Annotated in this window: 17 protein-coding genes; 12 read left to right on the top strand and 5 right to left on the bottom strand. The window is 62.2% G+C overall.

Annotation, left to right across the window (positions count from 1 at the left end; all coding sequences use genetic code 11):
• A partial coding sequence (locus tag VGH41_RS05875) for an SDR family NAD(P)-dependent oxidoreductase (RefSeq protein ID WP_331596407.1) occupies positions 1 to 422 on the bottom strand: 422 nt, incomplete at its 3' end.
• 168 nt (positions 423 to 590) lie between these two features.
• On the opposite strand from VGH41_RS05875, the gene VGH41_RS05870 reads away from it, so the two are divergent.
• Both VGH41_RS05870 and VGH41_RS05865 read left to right on the top strand, forming a co-directional pair.
• On the top strand, positions 591 to 1,586 hold the full coding sequence (locus VGH41_RS05870; RefSeq protein ID WP_331596406.1) for a LysR family transcriptional regulator: 996 nt from the start codon (positions 591 to 593) through the stop codon (positions 1,584 to 1,586).
• Complete coding sequence (locus VGH41_RS05865) at positions 1,586 to 2,782, top strand: amino acid aminotransferase (RefSeq protein ID WP_331596405.1); 1,197 nt, start codon at positions 1,586 to 1,588, stop codon at positions 2,780 to 2,782. The genes VGH41_RS05870 and VGH41_RS05865 overlap by 1 nt, the downstream gene beginning before the upstream one ends.
• A gap of 88 nt (positions 2,783 to 2,870) precedes the next feature.
• On the opposite strand, the gene VGH41_RS05860 is transcribed toward VGH41_RS05865, so the two are convergent.
• Positions 2,871 to 3,131: a DUF1488 domain-containing protein gene (locus VGH41_RS05860; protein ID WP_331596403.1), complete on the bottom strand. Its 261-nt coding sequence runs from the start codon at positions 3,129 to 3,131 to the stop codon at positions 2,871 to 2,873.
• Positions 3,132 to 3,831: 700 nt separating this feature from the next.
• Between VGH41_RS05860 and VGH41_RS05855 the strand changes: the two genes are divergently transcribed.
• The gene (locus VGH41_RS05855; RefSeq protein ID WP_331596402.1) at positions 3,832 to 4,881 is read left to right on the top strand and encodes an alpha/beta hydrolase; all 1,050 of its coding nucleotides are present in this window, start codon (positions 3,832 to 3,834) and stop codon (positions 4,879 to 4,881) included.
• A gap of 85 nt (positions 4,882 to 4,966) precedes the next feature.
• Here the strand turns inward: VGH41_RS05855 and VGH41_RS05850 are convergent, their stop codons facing one another.
• Positions 4,967 to 5,221: a hypothetical protein gene (locus tag VGH41_RS05850; protein WP_331596401.1), complete on the bottom strand. Its 255-nt coding sequence runs from the start codon at positions 5,219 to 5,221 to the stop codon at positions 4,967 to 4,969.
• A 301-nt stretch (positions 5,222 to 5,522) separates the two neighbouring features.
• Between VGH41_RS05850 and VGH41_RS05845 the strand changes: the two genes are divergently transcribed.
• A complete protein-coding gene (locus tag VGH41_RS05845; RefSeq protein WP_331596400.1) occupies positions 5,523 to 6,287 on the top strand; it encodes a tetratricopeptide repeat protein in 765 nt (254 codons plus the stop codon).
• A 392-nt stretch (positions 6,288 to 6,679) separates the two neighbouring features.
• Here VGH41_RS05845 and VGH41_RS05840 read toward each other — a convergent pair whose 3' ends face one another.
• Positions 6,680 to 7,174, bottom strand: a complete 495-nt coding sequence (locus tag VGH41_RS05840; protein WP_331596399.1) for a DNA starvation/stationary phase protection protein — start codon at positions 7,172 to 7,174, stop codon at positions 6,680 to 6,682.
• A gap of 292 nt (positions 7,175 to 7,466) precedes the next feature.
• Between VGH41_RS05840 and VGH41_RS05835 the strand changes: the two genes are divergently transcribed.
• The 8 genes from VGH41_RS05835 (at position 7,467) to VGH41_RS05800 (ending at position 16,203) form a co-directional block, all read left to right on the top strand.
• Positions 7,467 to 8,090 (top strand): ABC transporter substrate-binding protein, encoded by a 624-nt coding sequence (locus tag VGH41_RS05835; RefSeq protein ID WP_331596410.1) that lies wholly within the window; start codon positions 7,467 to 7,469, stop codon positions 8,088 to 8,090.
• A gap of 330 nt (positions 8,091 to 8,420) precedes the next feature.
• Positions 8,421 to 8,888, top strand: coding sequence for a FecR family protein (locus VGH41_RS05830; RefSeq protein WP_331596398.1), 468 nt, complete (start codon positions 8,421 to 8,423; stop codon positions 8,886 to 8,888).
• The gene (locus tag VGH41_RS05825) at positions 8,885 to 9,502 is read left to right on the top strand and encodes an OmpA family protein (RefSeq protein ID WP_331596397.1); all 618 of its coding nucleotides are present in this window, start codon (positions 8,885 to 8,887) and stop codon (positions 9,500 to 9,502) included. The genes VGH41_RS05830 and VGH41_RS05825 overlap by 4 nt, the downstream gene beginning before the upstream one ends.
• A 22-nt stretch (positions 9,503 to 9,524) precedes the next feature.
• On the top strand, positions 9,525 to 11,024 hold the full coding sequence (locus tag VGH41_RS05820) for a CHASE2 domain-containing protein (protein WP_331596396.1): 1,500 nt from the start codon (positions 9,525 to 9,527) through the stop codon (positions 11,022 to 11,024).
• Positions 11,025 to 11,130: 106 nt separating this feature from the next.
• A complete protein-coding gene (locus VGH41_RS05815) occupies positions 11,131 to 12,021 on the top strand; it encodes a PTS sugar transporter subunit IIA (RefSeq protein WP_331596395.1) in 891 nt (296 codons plus the stop codon).
• A gap of 258 nt (positions 12,022 to 12,279) precedes the next feature.
• Positions 12,280 to 14,739 (top strand): putative bifunctional diguanylate cyclase/phosphodiesterase, encoded by a 2,460-nt coding sequence (locus VGH41_RS05810; RefSeq protein WP_331596394.1) that lies wholly within the window; start codon positions 12,280 to 12,282, stop codon positions 14,737 to 14,739.
• 207 nt (positions 14,740 to 14,946) lie between these two features.
• A complete protein-coding gene (locus tag VGH41_RS05805) occupies positions 14,947 to 15,750 on the top strand; it encodes an anti-sigma factor (protein ID WP_331596393.1) in 804 nt (267 codons plus the stop codon).
• Positions 15,751 to 15,897: 147 nt separating this feature from the next.
• Positions 15,898 to 16,203 (top strand): hypothetical protein, encoded by a 306-nt coding sequence (locus VGH41_RS05800; protein WP_331596391.1) that lies wholly within the window; start codon positions 15,898 to 15,900, stop codon positions 16,201 to 16,203.
• 68 nt (positions 16,204 to 16,271) lie between these two features.
• Here VGH41_RS05800 and VGH41_RS05795 read toward each other — a convergent pair whose 3' ends face one another.
• Positions 16,272 to 17,681, bottom strand: a complete 1,410-nt coding sequence (locus tag VGH41_RS05795; RefSeq protein WP_331596390.1) for a dihydrolipoyl dehydrogenase — start codon at positions 17,679 to 17,681, stop codon at positions 16,272 to 16,274.
• Between the last annotated feature and the right edge of the window lie 159 nt (positions 17,682 to 17,840).

Genomic DNA, 17,840 nt, shown 5'->3' with positions numbered 1-17,840 from the left:
CCGGACGACATGACTCCGATCGTTCCGGCCGGCTGCACAAGGTCCTTAAACACCTCGATGATCCGCATCGGGCTCAACGCGTTCGTCACCATGACGCGTACAAACTCTTCGGTCGAGACATCGGCGATCGTTTCACGATCGTCATTCTTGACGCCCGCATTGACGAAAAGCACATCCAGTCGTCGATCTTTCAGGCGGCGGTATAACGCGGCGACCTGGTCGGTAATCGTGATATCGACCGTTTCAACTTCCAGCGTCCCCCGGCTGCGTTCCGAGAGTTGGCGCAGCTTTTCCGTTGAGCCATCGCGTCCGGTGGCAATCACTCGCCAGCCGCGCTTGAGGTATTCCTCGACCATTGCGAACCCGAGGCCACGCGATGCGCCGATGAGAAGGACGGTTTTCTGCGCAGAGTAGTCTTGCATGAGTCGCTCCCTATGGGTGAAACCCGATGGAACGCGGCTTCGAGGTGCCCGCCGTTCGCTCACGAGTCGGTCCATTGAATATATCGACGTGAGAGGTATGGCGGAAGACGCAGCAGTTGCACTCATAACCTGCATCAAACGCCATGCCGGATAATGCTACGATCAGGCATGCCAGAACCCGATTTGAATTTGCTCATTGCGCTCGACGTATTGCTTGCCGACGGCAGCGTGGCCGGTGCTGCGCGCCGACTGGGACTGAGCCCGTCGGCAATGAGCCGAACCTTGAGCCGGCTTCGCGAGGCGACCGGCGACCCGTTATTGGTTCGGGCCGGCCGCGCTATGGTATTGACGCCTCATGCGCAGGCGTTGCGTCAACGCACTCAAAATGCGGTTCAAGAGGCACGTGCCGTCCTGCGTCCCTCATCGGTGCAACCAGATTTTTCAACCTTGCAGCGAACCTTCACTATTCGCGCCAATGACGGCTTTGTGGAGGCCTTTGGCGCTTCACTGATCGCCGCGGCGACCGCGGCCGCCCCACGGGTGTGTTTGCGCTTTGTGCCGAAGCTGGAGAAGACGGCGGCGTATCTGCGAGACGGCTCCGCTGACCTTGAAATCGGTGTGCTGGGCGAAATGGGGCCGGAGGTGCGTGTTCAGGCGTTGTTCCGGGATCGCTTCGTAGGCGTCGTCAGACCGGGTCATCCGCTTGCGACGCAGCGCGAGGTAACGGCTGAACAGTACACTGCCTTCGGTCATGTGGTCGCTACACGACGCGGTCGCGCCCGCGGACCGGTGGATGAGGCGCTGGCTGCATCAGGGCTGGAGCGAACGATCGTCGCGGTCGTGCCGAGTTTTCCCGCGGCGCTCGCTGTGGCGCGAGCCTCTGACCTCATAGCGCTGGTGCCCGCATCTCTTCTCGGCAATCAGTCGGAACAGCACGAATTGCCCGCATCCACCGCTGCATTTGTCGCCATGCACGCCTTTGAGCTGCCGGTGAGGACCGGGGAGATTACGATATCGCAGATGTGGCATCCCCGTGTAGAGGTCGATCCTGTTCATCGTTGGCTCCGGCAACTGGCGCGAACGGTATGTCATGAACGACGTGGGGACGATAGAGCAGCTTTGGCAACCGCGACCGGTTCGCCAACAACACCCAGGAGCTTGTGATGTTCGAACATATCCCCGCCTATCCGGGCGATCCTATTCTGAGTCTGAACGAGGATTTCCAGCTGGATCCCCGTACGAACAAGGTCAATCTGAGCATTGGTATCTATTTCGATGCCGACGGCAAGCTGCCGATGCTGGATTCCGTGCGTAAAGCGGAGGTCGGGTTGCTCGATATCCGCGCGCCGCGTCCATACCTCCCGATGTCCGGACTCGCCGACTATCGGGCCGCCGCCCAGGCGCTTGTATTCGGTCAGGAATCCGAAGTGCGCAAGACAAACCGTGTGGCTACTTTACAAACCGTGGGCGGGTCAGGTGCCTTGAAGGTTGGCGCCGATTTCCTGAAGCGCTATTTCCCGGCTTCACAGGTGTGGATCAGCGACCCGAGCTGGGAAAATCACCGGGTCGTGTTCGAGGGCGCGGGCCTCTCGGTCAACACCTATCCGTACTACGACGAGCTGACCGGCGGCCTGCGATTCGCGGAAATGCTGGCGGCGCTCGACCGTCTGCCGGCAAGAAGCATCGTGTTGCTGCACGCGTGTTGCCATAATCCGACCGGTGTTGATCTGAACGCCGGGCAATGGGCCGAGCTGGTTCCCGTATTGCAGCGTCGTGAATTGATCGCTTTTGTGGACATGGCCTATCAGGGTTTCGGCGCGGGACTCGCTGAAGATGCGGCCTGCATCGGGTTGCTGGCGCAGGCTGACATACCGCTGATCGTCGCCAGTTCCTTCTCGAAGAATTTCTCGCTGTATGGCGAGCGTTGCGGCACGCTGAGCATCGTATGTGCGAGCGCGGACGAAGCCGGGCGCGTGCTCGGGCAACTGATGTCTACGGTTCGCGCGAACTACAGTAGTCCGGCCACGCATGGCGCGAAACTGGTTGCCGGCGTGCTAGGCGACCCGGCATTGCACCAGCAGTGGGAAGTCGAATTGAGCGGGATGCGCGAGCGCATTCTCGCCATGCGTCATGCCATTCACGCGGGGCTGGAGGGCCGGGTCGACGAGGTCATGCGAGCGCGCTATCTGGCACAGCACGGCATGTTCACTTACACAGGACTCTCGGAGCTGCAGGTAGACAGGCTACGCAGCGACTATGGCGTTTATTTGCTGCGCTCGGGGCGGATGTGCGTCGCGGGACTGAATGACGCAAACGTCGCTTACGTGGCGTCTTCTATCGCCGAAGTGGTGAGCGCTTAAGAGGCTGGATACCTGGTTTGCTGCGGGTACCGTACGCTCATTTCACGCATTTCACGCCGCGGACGCACTCGCGCCCGCGGCCGCAGCATTAGTGAAAGTCAGCGGTTTCCAGTTCCACAGAACGGGCTCCGCTGCGCTCGAGCACGCGTGTCGCCGCATCTTCGATCGTGACCCGGTTGGCCTCGAAAGTGCGTAGCAACTCTGCAGGCAGTCGGCCCCGATTACCAAAGTGATCATCCAGTGCATCGGCCGAAACACTGCACCAGATGTCTTTGCCGTCAACAAGAGCCTCGAAAACAACGCGCGATGCGGCCACGACTTCGCGCCGTCCGGAGAACACTACGGTCATGAATCCCTCCTTTCTCTTGTGGATGAAATAAGGCTGCCTCAAGCGTCGCCATTGATTGCGCGTATGCGGATGGCATGGCCGACGCATGGCAGCGGCACAGGTCTTCCGGCAGCAAGATACGTTCCGCGACCGCGCTGCCTGTCGCCACGGCGCTTCTTTACTCCATGCCTCAAAATCTGGAACGCAGTTCACGGTCGCGGCGCTGGCCGCCAGTCGACTCATTGCATTATGCGCTTCGAGCGGAGCGGCCGTACGGTGCTGATCCAGACCGTGTAGTTGCGGACTGCAACGCGGTTTGCAAATGGCAGCGCGCCTGGATTTTTCAGCTTGGCAGCGATACCGCCTTGACCTGTACCTGCGCTTAGGTCACGCAGGCGGGCAATTTTCCAGACGCTGTGACCGCATCACCGGTGAATGGAATGCCGTGGTGTCTCTGCGATCGGACAATTAAGCAATATTTTGTGTCTGGGGATCATTCAGATACGTTGCGACACAATCCGGCGTGCCACCTCGGCTATAAATGATCCTGATCTTTTGGGAAAACTGTGCGACGTGAAGCCGTGGCGTATGACACCGGCTGTTGTCAAAGCATCAGGCTGTCAGGTTGCGAGACCTTATTTAGATTGAATCCATTATCGTTCGTTATGCAAACGAATGGCATTCATGCACTTTAAGCTAACCTCAACAAGGAGAAGTACACATGTCGGACGAGATCAACCTGCGCCGCCGCCGTCTGCTTGGGACGGCAGCGATCGGCATCGGCGCAGCCCAACTGACCTTGACAGGACTCGCTCATGCACAGTCTGGCGCCACGCCGCTTGCGTCAATCGCAAAGGTGCCAATGTCCAGTGCTTCGTTCGACACGATCAAACAGGTCGACGCAGGGGTTTTAAACATTGGCTATGCCGAGGCGGGTCCACACGATGGTCCTGTCGTCATCCTGCTGCATGGCTGGCCGTACGACATCTACAGCTTCGTTGACGTTGCTCCCTTGCTCGCAGCCGCGGGATACAGGGTGATCGTCCCGTACGGTCGCGGCTACGGCACGACGCGCTTCCTTTCGGATCAGACCTTCCGCAACGCGCAGGAACTGGTCGTAGCGCTCGATACGGTGGCCTTGATGGACGCGCTCAAGATCGACAAGGCCATCTTCGGCGGGTTTGACTGGGGCGCGCGCAACGCTTGCATCATTTCGTTGCTGCATCCGGAGCGCGTCAAGGCGCTGGTTTCAGTGAGCGGCTATCTCGTGACCAACCTCAACACCGTTGGGGTTCCGTTAAAGCCGACCAATGAACATGAGTGGTGGTATCAGTTCTACTTCGCCACCGAACGCGGCCGGGCCGGCTACGAGAAATATCGGCGCGATTTTGCGAGGCTGATCTGGGAGACGGCATCGCCGAAATGGAATTTCGACGACGCCACGTTCGAACGCAGTGCCGCATCTTTTGATAACCCGGATCACGTCGCCATCGTCATTCATAACTATCGCTGGCGACTCGGTCTTGCAGCGGGCGATCCGCAATACGATGAGCTGGAGAAGAAGTTGTCCGCCGGCCCGGCAATCACGGTACCGACAATCACTCTTGAAGGCGACGCCAACGGCGCGCCGCATCCGGACCCCGCGGTATATCGCGGCAAGTTCGCCGGGAAGTACACGCACCGGACGGTCACCGGCGGCATTGGTCACAATTTGCCGCAGGAAGCGCCCAAGGCGTTTGCCGATGCCGTGATCGAGGTCGCCAGTTATTGAGCGGTAAAGAATGGGGATATTCCTGAGCGGATGCGAAGGAATATACCTCTTGCGGTTCAGCAGCGGTTACACCGTTGTGAAAGAATCAATCCGCCCACGGCGCGCAGGTTTCTGTTGAAGAACGCGTTACCCCACGGGACGTACAGTTCGTCAGTTGCACTTGCGCAATGTCGCCCGGGTACCGGCAATGGTATGCCTCGAATAGCTGCGAACACAGTTGCGCAAGTAAAGCCAGGCTCATGGCCTGATCTGCATGCTCGACCTCGCCAGCGTTCAATACATCATCGAGAACCGGGGCAAGCCGGCGCAGTCGCACAAAAGCGGCGGTCTCCAGTTTCATGTCGAACCTCCTGTAGCCAGATGAGGAAAAGCGTACGCTGAGTTGACCATGCTCATGCTGCATCGGGCTGACTCGTCGAACCGGCCGGTCGTTGCCTTGACGGCTTGCATGACGTCTCGTTCCCCAATTCGCATACGCGGCGCGGCACCGGGATCGGTCTGCGCGCCTGGTCCGCTAGACTATGCCCCCATGCTGAACTTTCGACCCTGACCCGGAGCTGACGTGTTGATTACGGTTTTGAAACCCGCGAATCAGCAAATCCACCGTCGCGCCTCGGCCTTGAACCTTTAAGGCGATGCACATGCCATACCTTGGAATTGGTTTTCACGTCATTATCGCGATCTTTTTTGCCGTGCACGCGGTGCGCACCCGGCAGAACATCTACTGGCTGTTGATCCTGTTTGCCTTTCCGATGCTGGGCAGCCTGGTGTATTTCTTTGCCATCTATCTGCCGGGCCTGCGCGAGTCGCGCGGCGCGCGCGCGGCTGCGCGGACCATCACGCAACTGGTCGACCCGAACCGCGCCGTGCGCGAGGCGCGCTCCGATTTTGACCGCGCGCCCACCGTCGCGCACCGCATGCGCCTCGGCGCGGCCTTGCTGGCAGCCGGCAACGCCGGCGAAGCGCTCCAGCACTATGAGGCGGCCGCGAACGGCCCCTTCGCCACTGACCCGGCGCTGCTATTGGGCCTCGCGCGGGCGCAGTTCGCTGTCGGTAACCACGTGGCGGCAGATGCTGCCTTATCGCGCCTGTTCGCTGCGGATCCGCAGGCGCGCCGGCAGCCCGAACCGGCCTTGCTCCATGCGCAGACTCGGGCCGCGCTCAATGCGTCCGACACGCGCGCGGCGTTCGAGCAGGCGCTTGCCTGCGCAAGCGACGCGGCTCCCCGTTGCCTCTACGCCGACTGGCTGGCCGGGCAATCAGACGCGGCGGATCGCGAGCGGGCTCGCAGCCTGTATGGAGAGATCGTCCAGGACGCGAGGCACTGGCCGCGCCACGCGAGGGAGCACAACCGCGAATGGCTGCAGCGTGCGCAGGCAGCGCTGACTACGACATCGTCGCAATGACGGGAGGTCGTGCCGCCCGCGTGCAGGTTGTCGACGCGCACGGGCGGCGTCAGGCCGGATCATGTGCTCCTTGTGCCGGGTCGGGCCGCAGCAGAGCCGGCGGGACGACCGTCTCGACAATGCGTCAATGACGAGTTCCTGTGGCGTCATGCGCGGTTCGGGCAGCTTCGCGCCCATACCCATCTCTCGACTAACGACACCGCGGGCGCGCTTGCTGCCCGACTGGAAAATGGCCGAGCATGCCCGTGCATGCTTATTTCCCGATGGGGCGCACCACCCGGATGGCCGGTCGCGCATTTGTCGATTTTATTGCGGCCGAACTGAAGAAAGAGCCGTTCGACGCTGTTGCCGGACCCTGGTCGAGGCGATCGCCGCTTGCACCCGGCACCCGTTCAGGCGGCACGTGCAGTTTCGGTCAGGAACCAGACGCGTTCGTCGGCTTCATCGATCCAGTCTTCCAGCAGGCTCGCCGTGGCGATATCGCCGTTCTCATCGCACACGTCGTGAAGCTCGTGCATATGTCCGATCAGCGCCAGATTATCGTCACGTAACTCGTCTAGCATGTTCACCGGGCGCACGAAATCCTGCTCGTTTTCGGCGATCCGCTTAAGCGATGCAAGTTGTCCGATTGAGCGCAGCGTGGTCGCGCCGAGCTTGCGTGCCCGCTCGGCAATCGGGTCGGTGATCGCAAACAGCGCTGCGGCCTGTTCGTCGAGGAGCAGGTGATAGTCGCGAAAGTGCGCGCCGCTCACGTGCCAATGGAAGTTTTTGGTTTTGATAAAAACGGTGAACACATCAGCGAGAAGTGTCGTGAGTCCGACCGCGATCTCTTCGCGAGCCTGGTCCGTCAGTCTCGCAGGGGTCTTCAATTTTGAGCTATCGCTCATATAGGTTCTCCAAATGGGCTGGGTTTAAAACACGGTAGCGCCGCTCGTGCGAAGCCCCAGTATAAAAATTATGGGCGCGCGGGATGGCAAATTCTTTCTATGGGGGTCTTAGTGTTTTCGCAAATCTTTGATGGCTTTTACGGTTTTGTGGCACCTGATGGCCTGTTTTGTAAGCCGAAGTAGAGGTTCCAGGCACGGCAAGGCTACGCCCGTCTGCGTACGCGACACGTTCGGGCCAGATGGAGGATACTTGCCGGGCGTCACGCCCATGCAATCAGCCAGGATTCTGCAGATGAAAACCTTTTTTCTAGTGACTCTTTGCGCAGCATTGTTCTCGTTCGGTGCGCCCGCGTCTGCGGCAGTGGACCAATCGGACCCGCAGGTTCTGATCAAGACTGCGACGCAGCAGATACTCGACGAGGTGCGCGCCAAGGCGATCGAGCCGGACGATATTCCCCGCATCATGGATATCGTGGACCGGGACATTCTTCCTTACACCGATTTCCACCGCACCACGTCGCTCGCGATGGGGCGCTACTGGCGCACGGCAACGCCGGCGCAGCAACAGCAACTGGTCGAACAGTTCAAGATGCTGCTGATCCATACCTATTCGGGCGCGATCGGTCAGCTCCGTCCGGACCAGCAGATCGAATACCCGCCGATCCACGTTGCGCCGTCCGATACCGACGTGGTGGTGCGCACCATTGCCATGAGGAACGGCGAGCCGGCCGAGATCGACTACCGGTTGTACAGCACGCCACAGGGCTGGCGCCTGTATGACCTGAATGTGCTTGGGGTCTGGCTGATCCAGACCTATCGGCAACAGTTCAGCGACAAGATCCAGCAAAGCGGCGTGGACGGGCTGATCCAGTTCCTCTCCGAGCGCAACCAGCAACTCGCGGCGGGCAAGCAGTAGGCGAGCCTTTCTCCACGATTGCATCGCCCCTCCTGCAAGGCACGCGGAGTCATATGAGGCCGCCGCCCGACAGGATCGGGCGCTGGGGAAGTCGACCGACTGCCGGCGAAATGCGGGGAAACGCACAGAGTCATCTGCGGCGCGGCAATATTCTGCTGAATACCGCAGAAGCGCCTCCAGCGTGCTTCTGAGAGTAATATTCCTGCAGATCCTTCGCACGCCCCAGCTCCCCGAGCAGTCGGGGAATGACCACGTGTAACAACACCAGGCCGGCCTCGCCGAGCCGCGCTACCCGGCGCAACGCAGCGTTTACGCAAGCAGGTGCCACCGATGCGTCTTCAAGCCATCAGCTATGCCTTGATTCTTGCGTGCGGGAGCACGGCTGTCGCCGACGAGCGAGCCACCGACGCCGCCGGTGTCGTCAAGACCGTCAAGGGTTCGGTGCAGATCGAGCGGGCTGCGGGAAATTCGGGCGCGGCCATCGGCAGCGAGGTGTACGGCAACGATCGTATCGTGACCGGTCCGCAGTCTTCCGTGGGAATCACGCTGCGTGACAGCACGCAACTCTCGGCCGGCGCCAATACGATCCTCGAGCTGAACAAATTCGCGTTCAATACCACGACCCATGACGGCGTGCTCGACGCCAGTGTCAAACGCGGTTCGCTGGCGGTGATTTCCGGCAAGCTGGCGAAGGCGAATCCGGATGCCGTCCGTTTCAGCACACCGACCACGACGCTGGGCGTGCGCGGTACCGAGTTCATCATCGAGGTCGGCGATAAAGAAGGGGGCGCACGTTGAAGTCTGCACTCGGAAGCCGCGGGCTGGCACCGGCAGCGGCCTTCGTCATGCTGGCTTTGCTGTGCGGGTGCAGCACACCCCCGGACAGAGTGATCCTGTTGCCGGACCCGGAGGGCAAGGTCGGCGCGGTCATCGTCCACAGCGCCACGAGCGAGCAGACCATCGACAAGGCTTACGCCGGCGTCGACGTCAGCCAAAGTGGCGCCATCGAAACAACCATGGATAGCCAGACCGCCGTACAGGCCCGCTATGGCGAGCTACTCGCGGCACGGCCACCGCGCCCCGTGACATTCACGATTTTCTTTCTGTTCGACTCCGCAACCGACCTGGCCCCGGGGTCGGCCGACACGGTCAAAAAGCTCAAAGCCGTGCTGGCAAGCTGGCCTGCGCCCGAGGTGGTGGTGGTCGGTCACACCGATCTGGCCGGCTCGCAGGAGTTCGACGACCGGCTGTCGATGCAGCGGGCGCAGACGGTCGCCTCGTTCCTGATCAAACAGGGCGTTCCGGCGCGCCAGATAGAGACCGCTGGCCGGGGCAAGCGCGAGCCCCTGGTGCCGACGGCAGACGGCGTTCCCAATCGCATGAACCGGCGCGCAGTCATCACCATCCAATGACGGCGCGGTCCAGCGATGCGGCATGGCCTTTCCCTTGATGAAACGCTATTACGACCTGTGGGTTGCCCGGATCAGGAATCTGCTGAGGACAGCCCAGGGGCGTCCGGTGGCGCTGGCGGTGCTGCTCGGCCTGAGCCTGCTCAACCTGTCCAGCGAATGGCCGAGCGACATTCCCCGGCCGGCCTTCGTGGACGCGCTGAACGAGGCGCTCCCCGACTCCTTTAGAAGCGCCCGGCAACTTCTGTTCGACCAGTATCAGCGGCGCTTTCCACGCAAGCCGACGGCTCAGCCCGTCACCATTGTCGAGATTGATGAGGAGACGCTGGCGACGGTCGGTCAATGGCCCTGGCCGCGCAACCGGCTCGCGGGCCTGATCGATGCCATTGCAGCACTGAAGCCACTGGCAATCGGTCTCGACATCTACATGCCGGAACCGGATCAGACCTCGCCCGACAAGGTCGCCGCCAATCTGCCGAAAACGGCGGCGGATCTCGCCGCCGGCTTACGCGAGCTGCCTAGTCACGAAGCCATTCTCGCCAGATCGCTGCGCGCCGCGCCGACGATCCTGGGTGCCGCGGCGCTCGATCATGACACCTTCGCCGCCAGTACCGATCTGCGCAGCGCGCCAATCCTCGTGCATGGCACCGACCCGCTGGACCACGTGCAACGCTTCGAGTTCGTGCTCGCGAGCCTGCCGGAATTGCAGGCGGCGGCGCACGGACAGGCCATGCTGAGCGTCTCTCTGGAACAGGGCGTGGTCCGGCACATTCCCCTCATCCTGGGCTTGCGGGACAAACTGGTGCCCAGTCTGCCAATGGAAATGCTGCGCCTCGCCACGGAATCATCGGCGATCGACGTCTATGCGGACACAGCGGGCGTAGAAGCGGTGGGGGTCGCCGATGTGCAGGTGCCGACGCAACCCGGCGGCGACATCTGGTTGCACTTCGCGTCCATACGTTCGACGCTGAACCGCTACGTGTCGGCACGCGACATCCTGCAAGGCACGGTCGATCCGGAACGGATCCGGGGCAAGCTGGTGCTGGTCGGCCTGACCGGCACGGGCGTGACCGACATGCGCACGACCGCGCTGGGGGAACTGGTGCCGGGTATCGAGATTCAGGCGCAAGTCATCGAGACGATTGTCGAGGGACGCTTTCTGCGCCGACCCACGTGGCTGAAATGGGCGGAAAGCGCCTTCATCATGACGTTCGGATTGCTGATCATCTGGTATGTACCCCGTACCCGATCGCGCTTTGCGACATTCATCCGGGCTGTCCCCAAGGCTTCCACGGTGCTCGGCGTGTTCCTGCATCTGCTCAATGTCGTGTGCTGCTTCTTCATTTTTGTGCGCCTCGGCCTGCTGGTTGACGCGGCCGCGATTTTCATCATCCTGTCCGCGGTCATGGGTTGCTTCTTTACGCGTACGTTGCTCCTCGTTGCCGAACAATCCAGAACGGAGGCCGCGCAGGCGCGGGCGCGTGAAGAGGACAAGGGCCACGCTGGCAACGCGCCGGGACCTTGAGGTCGCGCTTGCACGGGTGCTGTTGCACACAATTGCCCGTGATTTTTACCCCGCTTTAACGCGGGATTGTGTAGCCTGACGGTAAGAAATTTAATCCGGTGGTGATATGACACACCCGATGGCGAGCGTACGAGCGCTCTTCGCCGCACGCAAAGCCCCGCTTCAACGCGCATCGCGTCCCACGGCGGGGCGCAACGTGATCATGCACGTCACGCTCGACGAGCAACATGCCACGCCATTGCGCCAGGCACTGATCCGCGACTGTGGCGATCAACCGTGGACGATCCGCATCGCGCCGCTGCCCGGCACCGGCCGGGTGCGGCTCTCGCTCTATCTGCCGAAAGCGGCGCTGAACGGCGCGCTGCAGCGCGTCGCGCATCTGGCTCCGGCGGCTGAAGTGGGGCAATTGTTCGAAGTCCCCGAAGCACCGACGGACGTCTGGCGCGGACTGATGCATGCCGAGCCGGCGCCGCGTGCCGACCTTTCCGGTCAGCCGGAGGAAACCCCTGCGGAAGCCGGCGACGCTCTCGCACAGCTGATTTCCCCGGAGCATGTGCTGCTCGGCGTGCACGCCGGGAACCGGCAGGCGCTGTTCGACGAACTGGGCCGCTTCTTCGAGCAACACCACGGGTTGTCGGCGGCGACCGTGACGGCGGGTCTCGCGGCGCGCGAAGCGCTGGGCTCGACTGGGCTGGGCCAAGGCGTGGCGGTTCCGCACGGGCAAATCAAGGGGTTGCGCCAGGCATTGGCGTTATATGTGCGGCCGGCCGCGCCGATTCCCTTCGACGCGCCGGATGGCAGGCCGGTAAGTGACCTGGTCGTGCTGCTGGTGCCGCAATGGGCCAACAGTACGCACCTGCGCCTGCTGGCCGACGTCGCGCAGCGCTTCTGCGATCATCATTTCCGTGAGCAGCTGCACGCCTGTGCCGATGCGCAGGCCGTGCGCCAGCTGTTCGTCGGCTATGACGTGATGGGCGCCGCCGCGCATATCGGCTAGGCCCTTTCCGCCGCACGGCGGCCGGTGGCCGCCACTCACACACCTGCCTTCACAAACTCCCCCGTCTTGACGCCTGGGCATGGGTATGGCTTACCCGTAGGCTCTTGCGGGGCGACGCACCACCCACTGCAATCCACTCACGCGAGCTCTTTAGAAAAACCAGAGCGTGCCGTTAACTAGCGATGATCCGGCAAAGCGTGGTCCGGGCCTGCCCGGACCGATCACGCCGTCGACGTGCCGTTCCAAATCGGAGCAATCGTGACCAGTCAGACAGGTACTCCAACGCGTCGTTATTCGTGGCGAAGCCGCACGGGCGCGGACCAGCCTGGGCAAACCTCGTTGAACGTGCTTCCCGCGCGGCGCACGGCCGTATTGGGACTCGTGGTGGTGCTGCTGAGCGTGCCGCTTCTGGCCTTCTGGGGCGCCTATGAAAGCCTGAGCGCCGGCTTTGCCGCGCAGGCGGCCAACGAGGCGGATAAAGCTTTCGAGGAAGCCCGCTACGACGTTGCATGGGAGGAATCGGCCGAACGCAAGTACTTCCTGGACCCGCGCCCGGAAGTCCTGCGGGAGCACAGCGAGGCCGGCGCGTCACTGGATGCTGCGCTGAAGCAGGCGCTGGCGCTTGAACCCGGCAGCAGCACGATGCTGCTCGGCCTGCTGCAGAAGCACGCGAAGTATCGATCGTTCGCCAGGCCGATGTTCGGCGCCGTCGATGCGCACGACATCGCGAGAGCCAACGCAATCGACGAGGACTCGGCCGATCCGCTCTTCGACGCGATCGAGCACCAGGTGCTCGCCGCGGCTGCGCGGCATCGCGACGACGCGACGCGGCAACTCGACCGGCTCGTCGCCGTGCAGCGGATCGTGCTGATATCGACCCCCGTGGTGCTGGCGATCGGCGTGGGACTCACGCTGCTGTTTCTGCAGATGCTGCGGCGGATTCGCAAGAACGTCGACGCGGCGGCCCAGGACGCCCTGCGCACGAGCGAACAGCGGCTGCAGGCGCTGGTCGCCAATACCTCGGATGCGATCCTCGTCTCCGATGTCAACGGCATCGTGACTTACGAGGCGCCGACCCAAAGACCCGATCCGTTGAACAACATGGGCCGGCTGATCGGCACCAGTCTGTTCGACCCGATCCATCCTTCTGACCGCCCCACGCTGCAGGGCTTGCTGGAAACCGTGTCGGCGACGGCTCGATCCACCCGCTCCATCGAGATCCGTACGCGCGGCGAGAAGGACGCCTGGCGCTATATCCAGCTGACCTTGACGAATCTGCTGGACGAACCGGCGGTCGGCGCGATCGTGGCAACGGCGAGCGACACCACCGAACGAAAGAACTTCGAAGAGCAACTCGCGCGAAGAGCCTTCTACGACACGCTCACCTCGTTACCGAACCGCGCCCTGCTGCTGGATCGGATTAGCCAGGCCGAGGCGCGCGCGCGGCGCCGCAATGCGATGATCGGCGTCGTGTTCATCGACCTGGACAATTTCAAACGCGTGAACGACAGTCTCGGACATCACGCGGGAGACCGGTTGCTGATCGCGGCGGCGAGGCGCCTCGAAGGATGTGTTCGCCCGGCCGACACGGTTGCGCGGCTAGGCGGCGACGAGTTCGTCGTCCTGCTGGAACACCTGGGAAGCGAAGCGACGAGCGAAGGGACCCTGGTGGCGGACAACATCCTCGCGCAGTTCAGCCAGCCGTTCGATCTCGACGACAAACAGTACATCGTCGGCGCGAGTGTCGGACTGGCATTTGCGCACGCCGGCCGTGGCCGCGGCGACGTCGACACGTTATTGCGCGACGCCGACGTTGCCATGTACCGGGCCAAGAATGGCGGCAAGGGCCGTTATGTGGTGTTCGAAGAGAACATGCACGCTGAGGCTGTCAAAAAGCTGGAGATCGAAACGGACCTGCGCTTTGCAATCGAGCATGATGAACTGCGCGTGCACTTCCAGCCGATCATGCAGCTGCAGGCCGAAGGGTTCCGCGAAATGGAAGCCCTGGTGAGATGGCAGCATCCGACTCGTGGCTTGTTGCCGCCCTCCGAGTTCATTGCAATTGCTGAAGAAAGCGGCCTGATCGTTTCGCTGGGGCGCTACGTACTCGAACAGGCTTGCCAGCAGGTGGCCCGCTGGCAGCGGGAGTTTCCGACAGAGCCTCCATTGCAGATCAGCGTCAATCTCTCGCCCGGGCAGTTCGACGACCCCCACCTGGTTGACGACGTGGCGGCGGCATTGCGCAAAGCGCATATCGACGCGGCCTCGCTGAAACTGGAGGTCACGGAAGGTCTCATCATGCGGGATACGGAAAAGAGCATCGAGACGCTGCGCAAACTGAAGGATTTTGGCGTAACGATTGCAATCGATGACTTCGGGACCGGTTACTCATCGCTCAGTTACCTGCGCAAGCTGCCGCTGGATGTGCTGAAGATCGATCGATCCTTCGTGCAGGGCATTGGTACGAGTGCCGAAGACGACGCCATTGTTCGAGCCGTCATCTCCATGGCACAGTCGCTTGGACTGTCCGTGACGGCGGAGGGGATTGAAACGAGTGAGCAGGCACGGCTTCTGCGGGAATGGTCCTGCCAGACCGGACAGGGCTATCTTTTCTCGCGCCCTCTCCCCGCGGAACAGTTCACCGCGCTGTTTCGCGCCCGTTCTCCCGCCTCCAGCCACAGCCATTCCGCTGGGGACGTCGCGATGGAACCGCTCTGACCCACGCGCCAATGCCGCGCTTTCGAACGTTGTGCCGTGGTCGAATTTGGCCCGGCTGGAATAGAGCGGGCCGGCCATACGTTTATTCACGGTGTTGCTACTGCATGCCGTCGCCTGTCGCGTCGGGCGCTGCCGCATGGGGGTGATGGCCGGCGCGCGGCATTGCGCCGTCATGCGGCGGCAGGTCGGGGTAGTCTCAAACAAGCTATGAATGACGATAGTGACCGGAGCAAGCGAGGCCTGGACGGCCCGGATTTGTTGCCGTTATCGGCGTATGCCGACAATGAACTGTCCGCCACGGAGCGTGCGGCCACGCTGATCCGGCTGACCGTCGAGCCCGGCGCGGCCACACGCGTGGCCGATTACCGCGCGCAAAAAGCAGCGCTGACGATATTGTTTGCAGACCAGCGAGACGCGGCGCGCTGTATTGTGGTGCGCCGTCGCCCGTGGCGCTGGCGGCCGGTAGGCGTGGCGGCCTTTTGCATGGCGATGGGCGTGGCGCTCGGCTCGTCTGCCGGTTGGGTGCCGGCGATTTTTGCGGCCGATCCCACCGTATTCGCGGAGCGCGCCGACATCGCATTTGCGGTATATGCGCCGGACCCAAGCCATCCTGTGGAGGTCACGGCGGCGCAACGCGATCAACTGGTCGCCTGGTTGTCGCGGCGCCTCGACCGGCACTTGTCGGTGCCTTCGCTTCGGGAATACGGCTACGTGCTGATCGGCGGACGGCTGTTGCCCGGCGAGTCCGGGCCGGCCGCGCAATTCATGTATCAGGACAGCGCGGGCGCCCGGCTGACGATGTACGTCGCGGCGGTTCCACGGGACGCGACGGCATTCCGGCTGTTCCGTGACGGCAATCGCAGCACGTTTTACTGGGGGAGTCGCGGAATGGGATGCGCGCTGACGGGCCAGGTCGCCGAGGCGCAATTACGATCCATGGCGATCGACGCATGCAGCATGCTCGGCTTGGGCTTTAGAACCCACGAAACGAGCCGCGGCCCGGAACCATGACACGTGGGTGATTTTGCATTGACGATCTTCGGGTTCCACGCCGGTTCAATCTCCACTATGATTGACGCCGAACTTGTAAACGGCTGATGGCGCGTTTTCAGATTGCCATTGTTGATTAAATAAAAACGTCGTCATAGACGCAACGGTATGGACGTATTTGTCCCAAACTACGTGATCCGGGAACAAGAGGCGGTTGGCGCCCTCGTGGTATTCGGTGCGCTACGCGTCATCGCCGGTGCGGTTGCCGTAGAAAAAGACTGGCGCATTTCGCTCGTGGAGAAATGCTTCATTGCGCTAGCGGCGTTGTATTGCGTACCGCCGCTGCTCGAGATGCTCACTCCATTCTTCGGTACGTATAGCGACGGCGTGGCAAAGTTCGAGGGCAGGGCGGGCGGCTGTATCGTCGCGCTGTTCTGTGCGCCCATTCTCAGTCACCGGCTGGGCTTCGAATAGTCAAACCGGCCCGGCGGTAAAAAAGGCGCCCATGCGTAGCCGCATCGGCGCCTTTTGTGCACGTTCTATCAGGCGGCTTGTAGCTCTGCGGCTTGCAAAGCTGCCACCGCATTGCGCAGTGCGGTGCGCAACCCTTCCTCGACCACCGGATGGTAGAACGGCATCTCCAGCATCGTGTCGACCGTCAGCTTCATTTGCAGTGCCCATGCGAGCAGGTGAGCAATATGCTCGGCGTCCGGTCCGATCCACTCCGCGCCTAGAAATTGCCTGCTTTGCCGGTCCACATACACGTGCATCAGGCCGGTGTTCTTCAACATCACACGACTGCGTCCCTGGTCTTCGAAGCTCACTTCGCCAGTTGCAAATGTACCCGGCTTGAGATCGCCATGGCGGGCGCCCACCATCGCGATGCCCGGGTCGGAGAACAGGACGGAGATCGGCGCGCGCCGGATCAACGGTGTGACATGGGGAAAGCGCGCGGCATTCGCGCCTGCCGCACGGCCTTCATCCGCGGCTTCGTGCAGCAGCGGCAGGACGCCGTTTGCATCGCCCGCGATGAAGACGGGATGCTTGCCGGCTTGCAGCGTCAACGGATCGTAGACAGGCACCCCTTGATCATCGAGTACCAGCGAGGTGTTTTCCAGTGCCAGCCGATCGAAATTCGGCTTGCGCCCCGCAGTGACGAGCACATAGTCGAACGTGTCATGAATGAGCGCCCCCGCCTCGTTGCGGAAGCCGATATGCACTTCGTCTCCTTCACGGACCACGCTTTCGACGGTTGCCCGCGCCTCAAAGCGAAACGACTTCCTGAAAGTCTGCTCGGCATACGCCTTGATGACGGGATCTGTGAGCGGACCGACCCGGCCGCGCGCGCCGATCACCGTCACGTCCACCCCGAGATGCGCGAGCGCCTGTCCCAGTTCGATGCCAATCACGCCGGCGCCCACTACGGCGATCTTGCGCGGCAGGTCGGACCATTCGAACACATCGTCGTTCACGATTGCACGGTCGCCCAAAGCGCGATACTGCGGCGGGATCACGGGCGACGATCCGGTCGCGATCACAATGCTGCGCGCCCGCACAAGGGTATGGCCACCCACCTCCAGCAAGCCATTGTCGATAAAGCGCGCATATCCGCTCAGCTTGTCACCAGAGGGGATGGAATTCACGCTATCGATGACGAAGCCGACAAGGCGATCCCGCTCACTCTTGACGCGCTGCATGACTTCGCGCCCGTCGATCCGGATCACACCGTCCACATGCACGCCGAACGGTGCCGTATGCGCTGCGGCGTGTGCCGCTTCGGCGGCTGCGATCAGCAACTTGGAAGGCATACAGCCCACCCGCGCACAGGTCGTGCCGTGCGGTCCACCTTCGATCAGCAGGGCGGACACGCCCGCTGCCTTGGCCGCGCGATACGCGGGTAACCCGGCACTGCCGGCACCGATAATAGCGACATCAGTTTGAATGGTCTGCATGGCTTCCTCGAAAGGACATGTGCTGTAAAGGATCGCGGCCCGGGCATCGACGCCCGGTGCCCGCCGGAGCTCAGGTAGAATCCCGTTGCTCGCGTTACAGCCACTTTAAGTCGCGGCGCGCGGCGCGCGAATCCTCAATCGACGCAAGAATCTGCTCAA

It is taken from the genome of Paraburkholderia sp. (genome assembly GCF_036488795.1).
Classification (GTDB): Bacteria; Pseudomonadota; Gammaproteobacteria; order Burkholderiales; family Burkholderiaceae; genus Paraburkholderia.
Note: the sequence above shows the minus strand (reverse complement) of the source record. Positions and strands in the feature narration are given on the sequence as shown.